General features: G+C 35.4%; 14 protein-coding genes and 1 riboswitch. Of the genes, 12 read left to right on the forward strand and 2 right to left on the reverse strand.

The annotated features are described in order from the left end of the window. Positions 1-4 precede the first annotated feature (4 nt). From V1503_RS16895 to V1503_RS16945, 11 genes are all read left to right on the forward strand, one after another. Entirely contained in the window at positions 5-1,483 is a 1,479-nt protein-coding gene (locus tag V1503_RS16895; protein WP_410628388.1) for an adenosylcobinamide amidohydrolase, read from the forward strand. Beyond that, positions 1,483-2,445 carry an adenosylcobinamide-phosphate synthase CbiB gene (gene cbiB / locus V1503_RS16900; RefSeq protein ID WP_410629460.1) on the forward strand — a complete coding sequence of 321 codons (963 nt, stop codon included), beginning with the start codon at positions 1,483-1,485 and terminating at the stop codon, positions 2,443-2,445. The genes V1503_RS16895 and cbiB overlap by 1 nt, the downstream gene beginning before the upstream one ends. Beyond that, positions 2,420-3,496: a threonine-phosphate decarboxylase CobD gene (cobD, locus tag V1503_RS16905; RefSeq protein ID WP_410628390.1), complete on the forward strand. Its 1,077-nt coding sequence runs from the start codon at positions 2,420-2,422 to the stop codon at positions 3,494-3,496. Before cbiB ends, cobD begins: the two co-directional genes overlap by 26 nt. Further along, complete coding sequence (locus V1503_RS16910; protein ID WP_410628392.1) at positions 3,493-4,068, forward strand: bifunctional adenosylcobinamide kinase/adenosylcobinamide-phosphate guanylyltransferase; 576 nt, start codon at positions 3,493-3,495, stop codon at positions 4,066-4,068. Before cobD ends, V1503_RS16910 begins: the two co-directional genes overlap by 4 nt. Further along, positions 4,065-4,853 (forward strand): adenosylcobinamide-GDP ribazoletransferase, encoded by a 789-nt coding sequence (gene cobS / locus V1503_RS16915; RefSeq protein WP_410628394.1) that lies wholly within the window; start codon positions 4,065-4,067, stop codon positions 4,851-4,853. The genes V1503_RS16910 and cobS overlap by 4 nt, the downstream gene beginning before the upstream one ends. 20 nt (positions 4,854-4,873) lie before the next feature. Next, entirely contained in the window at positions 4,874-5,305 is a 432-nt protein-coding gene (locus V1503_RS16920; RefSeq protein ID WP_410628396.1) for a bifunctional adenosylcobinamide kinase/adenosylcobinamide-phosphate guanylyltransferase, read from the forward strand. Positions 5,306-5,321: 16 nt separating this feature from the next. Beyond that, positions 5,322-5,915: a cob(I)yrinic acid a,c-diamide adenosyltransferase gene (locus tag V1503_RS16925; protein ID WP_410628398.1), complete on the forward strand. Its 594-nt coding sequence runs from the start codon at positions 5,322-5,324 to the stop codon at positions 5,913-5,915. Positions 5,916-6,076: 161 nt separating this feature from the next. Continuing rightward, a complete protein-coding gene (gene sigX, locus V1503_RS16930; RefSeq protein ID WP_214480088.1) occupies positions 6,077-6,625 on the forward strand; it encodes an RNA polymerase sigma factor SigX in 549 nt (182 codons plus the stop codon). Beyond that, positions 6,603-7,841, forward strand: coding sequence for a GerMN domain-containing protein (locus V1503_RS16935; RefSeq protein WP_410628401.1), 1,239 nt, complete (start codon positions 6,603-6,605; stop codon positions 7,839-7,841). Before sigX ends, V1503_RS16935 begins: the two co-directional genes overlap by 23 nt. A gap of 89 nt (positions 7,842-7,930) precedes the next feature. Beyond that, a complete protein-coding gene (locus tag V1503_RS16940) occupies positions 7,931-8,914 on the forward strand; it encodes a M23 family metallopeptidase (protein WP_410628403.1) in 984 nt (327 codons plus the stop codon). Positions 8,915-9,127: 213 nt separating this feature from the next. Continuing rightward, positions 9,128-9,943, forward strand: a complete 816-nt coding sequence (locus tag V1503_RS16945) for a histidinol-phosphatase (protein ID WP_214480085.1) — start codon at positions 9,128-9,130, stop codon at positions 9,941-9,943. An 84-nt stretch (positions 9,944-10,027) separates the two neighbouring features. Here V1503_RS16945 and serA read toward each other — a convergent pair whose 3' ends face one another. Beyond that, positions 10,028-11,602 carry a phosphoglycerate dehydrogenase gene (serA, locus tag V1503_RS16950; protein ID WP_214480084.1) on the reverse strand — a complete coding sequence of 525 codons (1,575 nt, stop codon included), beginning with the start codon at positions 11,600-11,602 and terminating at the stop codon, positions 10,028-10,030. Positions 11,603-11,879: 277 nt separating this feature from the next. After that, positions 11,880-12,030, forward strand: a riboswitch (FMN riboswitch). 224 nt (positions 12,031-12,254) lie between these two features. Between serA and V1503_RS16955 the strand changes: the two genes are divergently transcribed. Then, the gene (locus tag V1503_RS16955; protein WP_214480083.1) at positions 12,255-12,842 is read left to right on the forward strand and encodes an ECF transporter S component; all 588 of its coding nucleotides are present in this window, start codon (positions 12,255-12,257) and stop codon (positions 12,840-12,842) included. Between the two features lie 41 nt (positions 12,843-12,883). On the opposite strand, the gene V1503_RS16960 is transcribed toward V1503_RS16955, so the two are convergent. Continuing rightward, on the reverse strand, positions 12,884-13,132 hold the full coding sequence (locus V1503_RS16960; protein ID WP_214480082.1) for a ferredoxin: 249 nt from the start codon (positions 13,130-13,132) through the stop codon (positions 12,884-12,886). Between the last annotated feature and the right edge of the window lie 262 nt (positions 13,133-13,394).

A 13,394-nucleotide genomic window follows, 5' to 3' on the forward strand; every position in this document is an offset into this window, starting at 1 on the left:
TGTCATGATTAATGTAACGGAAGCTAGTTATCATTATAATCAAAAAAAGGTGCTGGATGATATTAACTTCACTGTTAAAAAAGGAGAAATTATAGGTATAGTTGGGCCTAATGGCAGTGGTAAAACAACATTATTAAAATTAATTAGTGGAATGTTACATGCTAATACAGGTGATATAAGGATAAAAGGCCAGTCGATAACAAAATATGAGCAAAAAAAACTAGCGAAAATCATTGCTGTTTTACCTCAAACAATTGAAGCTTCATTTAATTATTCCGTTCAGGAAACAGTTAAATTAGGCCGATATGCTCACCAAACAGGGTTATTTCCTCAGTGGACCGATGAAGATGAGAACGTTGTAAAAAAGTCAATTCAACTAACTGGTTTAACAGGGATGGAGGAAATGAGCTTAGCGACTCTAAGTGGTGGAGAGCGTCAAAGAGTGTTCTTGTCCCGTGCATTAGCACAAGAGCCTGAAATACTCATGTTGGATGAGCCGACTAATCATCTAGATATATCGTATCAAATACATTTGCTAGATTCTTTATCACAATGGTCTGAGACATCAGACTTAACTGTCATTGCTATTTTTCACGACCTGAATCTAGCAAGTTTTTATTGTGATAAAATTCTGCTGCTTAATAATGGAAAAATGATTGCAATGGACGCACCTAATAAAGTATTGAATGAAAAAGATTTAACGAACGTATACCGAACACAATTAACAGTAGGTGAGCACTCTACAGTACCGAAAACACTAATATCACTCGTCCCTAAATTACCTACTTTACCGCAAGAAAATGGGTTAATGTCACAAATATCAATGCACTTAACTAAAGAAATGATTGTTATTCAGACTAAACAACCATTTAAAACACTCTCTTCTTCAATAATTGGTGATGGAATCGGTTGGAAAAGCACCTTTGTAAACCGTCACGTCCACAAAAATTATAATTGTAATAGTCCAAGACAAGATATGACGTCATTTCTTCAAAGCCATAGTATGAATAGTCCTGATTGTATCGGTATGATGACTGCAGCAACATTAGAAGATGTAGCTACGGAAGTGCTTAATGTTAACAATCTTAGCATATTTACAGTCATAACCGCAGGTACCTCAAATGCAGTTGATGTGAGTAGAGCAATGTATAGGGAAGAAGAAGTGGTTTATCCAGGGACGATTAATATGATGATTTTTGTTGATGGAAGACTTACGGAAGCCGCGTTTGTACAAGCAATAATGATAGCTACTGAAGCAAAGACAAAAGCGCTCCATGATGAACATATAATAGACCCATTGTCAGCAACTATAGCAAGTGGAACCTCGACAGATAGTATTGTCATTGCAGCATCTCAGACGAAAGAGCTTATAGAATATGCAGGATCTATTACTCAAGTGGGTAAAGCGATAGGGCATACTGTGTATGAAGCGACAAGGAAAGCTATTCAAAATAATAAAACAAGAAGAAGTGGTCATGAATGATAGAGCATATCTGTGCAATTATTATTGCTCTCGGTTTAGATTTTGTAATAGGAGATCCAAAGTGGCTTCCCCATCCAGTTAGAGGTTTTGGCTGGATGATTAGGAAGTGTGATCATGCGCTTAATGAAGGTAAATTTAGAAAAAGCAAAGGGGTAATAACAGTCATAGTTGTTTGTGGTTTTGCAACAGTCATTTCTGCGGCAGTTATATTTTACCTATATTCGTTACATTGGGTCATTGGCATGCTTGTTGAGGCACTTTTTATCTTCACAACAATTGCAACGAAAAGTTTAAAGGAAGCCGCCGTTGAAGTTAAGCTACCTTTAGTTGATAAAAATCTAGGTTTAGCTCGAGAGAAATTAAGCTGGATTGTTGGAAGAGATACGATTCATCTTGAAGAATCAGAAATTGTTCGTGGGGTCGTAGAGACTGTAGCTGAAAATACGAGTGATGGAATTACAGCCCCTTTATTTTTCGCAATACTTGGAGGTGGCCCTTTAGCTGTAATGTATCGAGCAGCAAATACGTGTGACTCAATGCTTGGCTATAAAAATGAAACCTATCGAGAATTTGGTTGGGCGGCAGCGAAATTTGATGATTTATTAAATTTTGTGCCTAGTCGAATTTCTGGAATATTAATGGTTGTTGCTAATGTAGCATTGGCAAAGCAATCATTAAAGGAATGTATGAAACTCTTATTTCGTGATGCTAGCAAACATCCCAGTCCTAACAGTGGTTGGCTAGAAGCGGCGATGGCTTCGATATTAAGTGTTCAGTTAGGAGGAATTAACTATTATAAGGGTGTGGCATCAAATAGAGCGACAATGGGTGACCCCATCGTTACACTGACTGTAAAGCATATAGATAAGGCAAATCAAGTGATGATCAGAACTGTTATTGCGTGTACTATTTTCTATGTTCTAGGAGGGATGTTCATTGAGAGTACCATCACATGGCGCTAACCCTAACAAACTGTACGAGGCATTTAATATCGTACCTCCAAAAAGCATAATAGATTTTAGTGTTAACACTAATCCTTTAGGAGCTCCTATCGCCTTAAAAAATGAATTCAACAAGAGCTTCCACTTTGTCACTGAATACCCAGATATTGAGTCAAGTGAACTATATTCGGCTATTTCCCACAGTGAGAATATTCCAGCTTCAAAACTATTTGTCGGGAACGGTGGATCCCAATGTATTTATTTATTATCCCAACTGTTTGCTGGGAAGAAGGTAGGATTACTAGAGCCAACTTTTTCAGAATATCGAACTGCTTGTACCGCTTATTCATGTCAAATTCAATCGATTCTATTAAATGAATTTAATAACTGGCAACCTCAAATTAAGCGTCTTAAAGCTCTCATAAGAGAAGTTGATGTGATGTTTCTTTGCAATCCGAATAATCCTACAGGTACTATAATAGATGAGGCTATACTACTCGACATTATTGATTATGCAAGGATACATCATACAACAGTCATTTTCGATGAGGCGTTTTACGATTTTTGTGAAACTTCAATTTCAATGATCAAGTATATCAACGAATACAGTCATATTATTATTTTACGCTCACTGACTAAAATGTACCATCTAGCAGGGATCCGATTAGGCTATGTGGTTGCATGTGAAAATATAATAGAACGTTTAAAGACGCTACAGCCACCATGGAGTGTAAACGGGGTCGCTCAACATTTAGGTGTGTTATGCATAAGTGATAAAGCTCATGTTACTAAGACAAAACAATTGGTTGATGAAGAGAGAAGGAGAGTATTCCAACACCTAGCACAGCTTCATTATTATGTTTCTCCTTCCACTGTAAATTATTATTTGCTGAAAGACCCCGTATATAATAATCAACAAGATCTGCTAATCTATTTATTGAGGCAAGGGATTGTACCTAGACACACGTACAACTTTTCAGGGCTTGATGGTATGTATATAAGATTAGCTATACGGACAACAGAAGAGAACGACTTTCTGCTTGAAGTTTTAAAGAGGTGGAAGAACAAATGATGATATTTGTCTCTGGGGGTGTGAGAAGCGGTAAAAGCAGTTTTGCTGAGAAAGTAGTTGAAGGATTAGCTGATGATTCAGAACAAGTTCATTATATTGCTACGTCAAAAGCTGTGGATGCAGAAATGATTGAACGAATTAGCAGACATAAACAAGATCGAATAGCTTTAAACCGCGATTGGATACTTTGGGAACAACCATACGATATAAAAAAGCTTATTTCTAATTTTTCAAGTAGCAATCTTATTTTAATTGACTGTTTGACGATTTTAGTAGCAAATGAATTGTTTAGAGAAGGGTATAATTGGACGAGTGAAGAATATGGTAAGAAATTAATACAACAGCTTTTAAGCACGTTCTATATGTTAAATGAAAAATGTAAACATATTGTCATTGTATCCAATGAATTATTTTCAAGTGGGGTAGCTTCAGATAAGGGGTCCTATATGTATATGTATGTGCTTGGTAACCTTCACCAAGCAATCGTTCAAGCGTGTGACGAAGCTTATTTTGTTCAATTTGGCATTCCTCAATTAATGAAGAGTAAAAATGAGATGAGGGAATTACGTTGAGAATCATCAATGGCTTTTTATTAGCAATTCAATTTTTTACGACTATTCCTTTTCAAAAAAACATACAATGGGATTCAAAAAGTGGAAGATGGTGTGTCCGATTTATTCCCCTTATTGGTCTTATTTTAGGTATTTTACTAGCAAGTATACATACGTTATTCCTTAATTACTTTCCGATATCAAACGCGATGATGGCATTATTTCTTATGTTTTTCTCAGTTTTATTTTCTGGTGGACTACATGTTGATGGATGGATGGATTGTAGTGATGCATTTTTTTCGTATAAAGATAAAGATCGTAGACTAGAGATCATGAGTGACGCTAGAGTTGGTGCTTTTGCTGTGATCTCATTGTTATTCTTATTTGGCTTTCGTTATTTATTCATCTTTGAATCTATGGGTTCCTCTATCATAACTATCGCTTTACTAGTTATACCCATCTTATCTAGAACGTTTATGGTGTATTTGCTTGTTACAACACCACTTGCAAAACACGAAGGAATGGCGGCTGCATTTAAAAAGCATCTAACATCAGCTGATAAGTATTATGTTTATGCTACTGTTATCTTGGTTTTAGTACTACTATACTTCTTCACTCATTTAACCTCATTGCTATTTACAGTAATATTAATGCTCGCATCTTTCTTTCTTTTTTTTAGAGGAAGAGCTTTTATTGTGAAGCATTTTGGGGGCATGACAGGAGATACATTAGGTGCCTTTGTTGAAGGGACAGAAACGGTGTTATGGCTCATTTGTTGGCTTTATGCTTCTTACTACATATTATAATCGAATGAGGGGGAAGTACAATGCATTTTGTATGTGGAGGTGCCTTCCAAGGAAAACGGAAATGGGTAGTGGAAACATATCAGTTACTAAATAAAGAAAGCTGTTACTGGATATGTGGATATGATGACGAGACAAGTGAAATAAAAAAAGGTTTTTCGATCGTAGTTATCGAAGGAGTAGAAGCGCTAATAAAAAAATCCATCGATCATTGTGTAGATCATCAGCTGCGTAGTTTCTGGCAGGAGAAAATTACTCAATGGTTAGATTGGGAGAATGAGTCTGAAGAAAATCTAGTTATCCTTATCGGTACAGATATTACTCAAGGTCTTGTGCCAATTGAAAAAACAGAACGTCTATGGCGAGATATTGTAGGTTGGTGTTATCAAGATATTGTGCAACAATCTATTAGAGTTGATAGAATTTGGTGTGGTATAAGTGAAAGAATAAAATAAAGAGGAGTAGATTACTTTGAAGCTATATACACGATCAGGTGATAAAGGACAAACAAGTATAATTGGTGGTAGAGTGGATAAAGATCATATTAGAGTAGATGCATACGGAACAGTAGATGAGTTGAATTCCTTTGTCGGACAAGCTATGACTTTACTTAAGGAAGAAACATTCGCTGATATATATAGTGAATTAGAGAAAATTCAGCACGAACTGTTTGATTGTGGTGGAGATTTAGCTGTAGTTAACAATAAGCGGGCTTATAAGGTACAGTATGACATTGTTGAATTTTTGGAGACTCGAATTGATGAATATATTAAGGAGGCCCCTACACTAGAAAGGTTCATATTACCAGGAGGGTCAGCACCATCTGCAGCCATTCATATTGCTAGAACAGTTGCCCGGAGAGCTGAAAGAAAGATTGTGACGTTACAAAAGCAAGATGAAATCAATGATAATGTTTTAAAATATATTAATCGACTCTCTGATTATTTTTTTGCAATTGCACGTGTAATTAATGCTCGTGACGGAGTGAAAGATGTAGAGTATGAACGAAGCGCGATTGTTTTTAAAGAAAGAAAGATAAGAGATGTAAAGAAAGAAGATAAATAGCAAATACCATTAAAGGAAGAATTTACTTCAAAAATTCTTCCTTTTTGTTAAAATGATTAGTGTAGTTATCAAAGACAGGTATTTTTAATAATTGTAATATAATTTGGTTGTAACTTTTTAAGTGAAAGTTACGTCAAATACATTGAAACGGGGGGAAAGAGATGAACACCGTTTTCCAGAACTTCTATGAGAAATATCATCAAGATATTTTTCAATTTTTGTTTTATATGGTGCGCAACAAGGAACAAGCTGAAGATCTTGTTCAAGAGGTTTATATAAAAGTGTTGAAATCATCGGACCAATTTGAAGGAAACAGTAGTGAAAAAACTTGGTTGTTTTCAATTGCAAGACATGTTGCGATCGATTATTTTCGTAAACAAAAGGGCTGGAAGCAAAAGATTATAGACTCTTTTGATTGGCATAAACAACCAGTAAGAGATCAAACACCTCTTCCGGAAGAAATTGCAGTTCAAAATGAGGAGATTCAGCTGATGTACAAGTGCCTTGACAAATGTACTGTCGATCAGCGACTTGTGATTGTCATGAGGTACTTGCAGTCGTTATCTATCTCCGAAACCGCAGGGGCGTTAAATTGGACAGAGAGTAAAGTGAAAACAACTCAACATCGTGCGCTAAAAGTGTTAAAACGATATATGTTGGAGTATGCAGATAAGGAGGGTAACATACATGAAAAAATCACAGTTGAATGAAGAACGGATTGAAGAAATACTTAGGAAGATGCCTTCAATTAAGGACGATCGTGATCCGTTATCCATATATAACCAAGTATCCTCATCTGTAAATAACAAAAGGAAGGTAATGTGGATTTTACCTAGCTTTGCAACAGCTGCTGCTATGATTATTGTTTTTATACTGCTGCAACCAATAATGAATGACTTTAATAATCAGGCTACCGAGGAGAGCACTGATAAATCTATAGCAAATGAACAAATACAAGAAGCTACTACTGGAGAACTTCGAGATAGCGTGTCTGAGGCGAAGAAATCAGGAGAAGTAAAAAGTGTTGAAGAGGCAAGTGAAAAATCGATAGCGAATGAAACTAATATCATTTCACCAAAGATTGAAAATAGTCGTTTTGTAGTGACTGAAGAGCAATTAAATGATAAAACACTCGTTACCTTTGCCATTCCTGATAAGAATATGCAAAATGTTATTCCAATTAGTTATTTAAGTGATAATACGAATCAATCAAGTATTGAATTAATGGAAAGTATGAAATTACAATTACCAGTTGAAGAGTGGGGGTTATCAGAGTTTGCTCTTAACGACTACTCTATAATTGAAGTGAATGATGATAATGAAGTAGGAAAAACGATTATTGTTGATATTCCACAACTAGATCAAGTACAAGATACGGGAACGTCTGAAGAAACTATATTAAGCAAAAGTGTCTCTGAAACATTTAGATGGATGGGTATCGAATCCGCCAAATTCATGTCAGAGGGGCAAGATGTTGAATTTGGTCATACAGATATGGGAGCTGTCAGCGAGATTAAGAAGGTAAACAAGAAAGCATATCTTCTATACCAAGCAAATGAACAATACCCGACATTTTTAACTCCTACTGAAGAATCGTTTAGTAGCTTAAAAGAAGCATTGATAAGTATGACTGTAGTGAATAAGCAGTATAATCTTAAACCTTCTATACCTGAAGGTGTAGAAATTGTAGCTGTTGAGTCTAGTGGTGATGGAACTCATGTTAATATTGAATTTTCAAAAACAACGGCACTAAGTGATTCCGAGCAGTATAGAATAATGATTGATGCAATGATGTTAACTGCACGTGAATTTGATATTCAAACTGTTTCATTTCCTGGAGCAAATATTTCTTCAATAGGTAATGTAGAATTGTTAGCAAAAAATCGAGTACCAGTGGCACCTAATTTAATGGATTTAGAAGATTGAGGGATGTTTTTTCATCTCTCTTTTTGTTCTATTTTTGTCCAAGTCCTCATATATAAGATAACGATATATTAATGGGGAGGCTAACAAAAATGTTAGATTTTTTTAGACGCTTATTCGTTGTCTTAATGATAGCTTTCTGTATAGGGTTATTATTTGTAGGAGGGAGAATTGCAAAAGCTGAAGGGTTGTCAATAGAAGAACTTACAAAAAATTGGGTTTGGCCTGCTGAAGGTGAGCTAACAGATAATTTTACTGCTCGGAATGGCAGACATAAAGGTTTAGATATATCTGGCCAAAGTGGGAGTCCTATTATGGCTGCTGCTAGTGGTACTGTTCTGAAATCATATTATTCTAATACATATGGAAATGTTGTGTTTATCAAACATAATAACGGTATTGAGACCGTTTATGCACATATGAAAAATCGTTATGTTGTTGAAGGAGAAGAAGTGAAAACTGGGCAACAGATAGGCGAACTTGGAAGTACAGGTCGTTCAACAGGCCCACATTTACATTTTGAAATACACGTCGGAGAATGGAATTATGCTAAGACAAATGCAATTGACCCCTTATCTGTATTAAAATCTCCTCAACAGCAAAATAAAAGGCTGTCTAATGAAGCAATAGCTAGTAATTATAAGCGGTTAATAACCGAAATGGAATTTAATAATGAAATCATTGAATGGCAAACAATTGATGTTGAAAATGGTGAGCTGTCTTCTGAAATAATTATTGGAAACCAGCTACTAAATTATGAAGATGTGCCTAAACCTGATAAGAAGATTACTGTGAAAGTTGAAGAAAATGATTCTCTTTGGAAAATTGCTTTAGAACATGAAGTTGCGATTAATTCTATTAAACAATGGAATAATTTACAATCGGATATCATTCATGTTGGCCAAGAGATCGTACTATATCCTAATAGTGAAGAAGTGTATGTTGTAAAAGAGGGCGATTCCTTACCAGCAATAGCAGCTAAGTTAAATGTGACAGTTGACGAAATTAAGAAGTCAAATCAACTTACGAAGGATGTCATTTATCCATCACAAGTGTTAGTCGTTTCAGGAAGATAACGGTTTATATCCTAAGACTGTTTTAGTATGGAAAAATAAACAGGAATCTTTTTTCCTCGTTAAGTTAATGGTGCATTATATCTCTCAAAGTCGTTAAAATATATTGACAACAGCAACAAAGTTTTCGCAATGCGTTTATACTAATAATGTTATTGTTGTCCCGCGCTCATTGACAGGATATAATGAGAAAAAACATGCGGGAGGAACAGTCACATGCTTACAGATTATCATAATCATTTAGAAAAAGGTACATTAACGATCGATTATTTAAAGCAATTTACGGATGAAGCAGCTAAGAAAAAGATTGAACATTTTGGTATTTCAGAGCACGCTTATCACTTCTATCAAACAAAAGATATTTTGAGTAATCCTTGGGTTGATGAGCGCCGTTACTATGATATGGATGATTATGTTAAGCTATTTCATGATGCGTGGAATGATGGAATTGATGTGAAAATGTCTATTGAAATGGATTATACACCTAACAAGCATAAAGAAATGGAAGCTTTTATACAAAGCTATGATTTTGACTACGTAATTGGTTCGATTCATTGGGTAGGTGATTTCGGTATTGATTTGGCTGAATATCGCAAAGAATGGGACAGAAGAGATTTATATGATACATACCGTAAATACTTTGATCAAGTTGTGACGTTAGCACAGTCAAATTTATTTGATATCGTCGGTCATTTAGACTTAGTAAAAATTTTCAAATACGTACCTACTGATGAAGAGTTTCTACTTGAACAATATGATCGTGCTACATCGGCTTTAGCCAATTCTAAAACATGTGTGGAAATTAGTACAGCGGGTCTTCGTAAGCCTGTTGGGGAATTATATCCTGACCCACGCTTATTAACTATGTGTTTTGATAAAAAAATTCCAATTGTACTTTCATCGGACGCTCATGTACCTGAAGATGTTGGGCGAGATTTTGATCAGGCTATCAAATTAGCAAGAGATGTTGGATATAAAACACTTACAACCTTTCAAAAAGGTCAGCGAAAAGAAGTACCACTAGGCGATTAATCGTTGTTGCGATAACGTGTTTCACGAGTGAGATCAGGTCCTCAAAAAAAGAAGGAGCGTATGCTCCTTCTATCATCTATAACATTACAGATCTATTTTTCTTATAGAAACGATATCATCAAGAGTAGCTAGTGTAGCTATCATTTCTTCATCAAGCGGTTTATCAAATGATAGCATCATTATCGCTTCTCCACCAACCTCTTTTCTACCAACTTGCATAGTTGCAATATTGATTTCAAGGTCACCTAATATTTTACCAACTCTACCAATGACACCTGGTTTGTCTGTGTGTTGTATATATACTAGATTTCCAACAGGATGAAAATCGATTACAAAACGATTTAAGCTAACGATCCTTGGACCGTAATCTTTTATATTCGTACCTTTAATTTCAAATGACTTATCTTCACCATGAACGGTTACAGTTATACTATTTGAGTAACCATTTGTATCAGAAATCAGCTTTTCACCAACAGTAATACTCCGTTCTTTAGCAATCATTGACGCATTAACTTCGTTAACAGTGGAATCAACTCTTGGTTTGAAAAATCCAGATAATAAACTTTTAGTAATAAAATCTGTTTCTAAGTCTGCAACACTACCTGAATAGGCAACTGAAATTTCTTTTACAGGCTCATGCATACATTGCGATAATATCGTTCCCATTTTTTTCGCCAATTCATAAAAAGGTTTAATTTTGTCAAATACGTCTTTTGAAAGTGTTGGTAGATTAATAGAAGATGATACAGGTTGTCCTTGTAAATATTGAACAACTTCTTTTGCAACTTGAGCTGCTACGTTCAATTGTGCCTCTTTCGTTGAAGCACCTAAGTGTGGAGTTGTTATTACTTGCTCTAGTTGTATTAGCTGAGGGTTGGTCGGTGGTTCGACCTCATAAACATCAAGTGCAGCACCTGCTACATGGCCATCTTTTATAAATTGTACAAGGTCGTTTTCATTAATGATTCCGCCTCTCGCACAATTAATAAGGTACACACCTTTCTTTGTTTTAGACAAATTTTCTGTATTAAGGAGATCCTTGGTTTCCTTTGTTAGAGGCGTATGCACTGTTATAATATCAGCTGTTCGTAATAATTCGTCGAGAGAAGATGATATAACACCCATTTTTTCGGCACGTGCCTTCGTTAAAAACGGATCAAATACTTGAACTGTCATTCCAAAAGCTTTCGCTCGTTTAGCGAGTTCACTCCCTATTCGACCTAAACCAACGATTCCTAGATTTTTACCGTACAATTCTGTTCCAACATAAGAGGATCGATTCCACTCCCCAGATTTGACTGTTGCATTTGCTTGAGGGATATGTCTCATTAATGATGCCATCATAGCAAATGTATGCTCAGCAGTAGAAATAGTATTACCATCTGGAGCATTAATAACAACGACACCATGTTTTGTCGCAGCATCTATATCAATATTGTCTACTCCAACACCTGCACGGGCAACGATTTTTAAGTTGTCCATTTTTGCTAATAGGTCGTTCGTAACCTGTGTACCACTTCGAACTAACAATCCATCAAATTCATGTAATTCATTTTCAACTTCACTAGCTTTCTTTTGAACAATCTCCACATCATTTGACTGCAATAATGGGGCTAACCCCTCTTCACTCATTTTGTCAGAAACAAGAATGCGATACATGTAAGAATCCTCCTAAAGTTCTGGAATGTGTATAAATTTCTGATAATTTACCATAATAAAGTACCCATGTCAATGGAATAAGAAATAGTCAAAAAATTGAAAGCGTTTTATTAAACAAAGCTTTATTTTCACATGCAAGGAACTAATATAGAGTACACATAGAGCTTTTTATAATACGTAGATTTATTACTAAACTGAAATGTTTGAATTAAAGATTTTATGATTCACAAATAAGGTCATATGAGGTATAATAATTGGTGTATAAAAAATTTAATAGGTCTATCTTCGGGGCTGGGTGAAATTCCCGACCGGCGGTGATGAGTGATTTTTTTAACATATTCAAGCTCTAAGCCCGCGAGCTATTCATAATAGCAGGATCTGGTGTGATTCCAGAGCCGACAGTATAGTCTGGATGGGAGAAGATGGAGGTTCTAGCTACGTCTTAAGGTTGTCCATACCTTTTTGTAAGCTTTATTTGTTATGTGATCAAAAAGGAACTGGCAAGTATCAAGAATACCCTTAAGTGCAGCTTATTAAGTATACCTTTCATTCAAAACCCTCATGCCTCTTGCATGGGGGTTTATTGTTGGTATCGAAAAGAACCTTTCCGCTTTTCGTGGGGTGGACTGAAAGACGAAAAGGAGAGAGGAACATGGGAAGACAGAACAACGTTAGAAAATTAGTTACAGTAGGGGTGTTAAGCAGTATATCATTTATTTTAATGATGCTTGATTTTCCACTGCCAGGAATACCACCGTATTTGAAAATCGATTTTAGTGAAGTGCCAGCTTTAATTGCAGCCATCGTTTTTGGGCCAGCAGCAGGAATTACTGTAGAGGCAATTAAAAATATTTTACATTATTTCTTTATGAGTAGTGCAGTAGGTGTACCTGTAGGGCAAGCAGCTAATTTTATTGCGGGATTATTGTTCATTTTACCCGTTTCATATATATACCGAAAATATAACTCAAAAACTGGTTTAACATTTGGATTAATTGTAGGAACGATTGTAATGACGTTAATGATGGCGGTTTTAAATATGTTTATTATTTTACCAGCATATACGATGTTTTTAGGTTACCCTGCCATGTCCAATTTAGAAACAATGAAATTAATTGCTGTTGCATTCATGCCGTTTAACTTGATTAAAGGAGGAGTTATAACGATCGTATTTTTACTCCTTTTCACAAGAATGCGTACTTGGTTAGAACAACAGCAAAGAGCATTGCATAATGCATAAGTAAAAAGCCCTCTGACTTGTCAGAGGGCTTTTTTATTATGCTATTCAAATTTTAATGCATCGCCATCAAATGCTTCGTCTGCAACTTTGATTGAATCTGTAGGGCATCCTTCAAGTGCATCCATCATATCATCTAATAGAACATCAGGAATTTCAACAATTCCTTGATTATCGTCTAATGTTACGAATGCAATACCTTCATCATCATAATCATAAATATCAGGTGCAGCTGCTCCACATGCACCACATGCGATACATGTTTCTTTGTCAACAATTGTGTACTTTGCCATCAAAATACCTCCCAAAGTTATCTATTAATAAATTAGTTCCTCATAAAATGGAAATGAGTTGCTCATTCCTATTGTAAAACTGTTTTAAAAACTTTTCAATAGAAAAGTCATTGAGAATACTTATCATATAAGGCTTTCTAGCTTGTTAAATAAAAGTCATAATCAGTAATGAAGACGTTTTTTATAGAGGTTTGACGAGAATAGTTCACATTACTTCTTCAATATTTGCTAAAATAAATATATCTATTCATTTTGAGTTTAT

Origin of the sequence: Nanhaiella sioensis, from assembly GCF_046557775.1 — a bacterium.
Taxonomy (GTDB): Bacteria; Bacillota; Bacilli; order Bacillales; family SM2101; genus Nanhaiella; species Nanhaiella sioensis.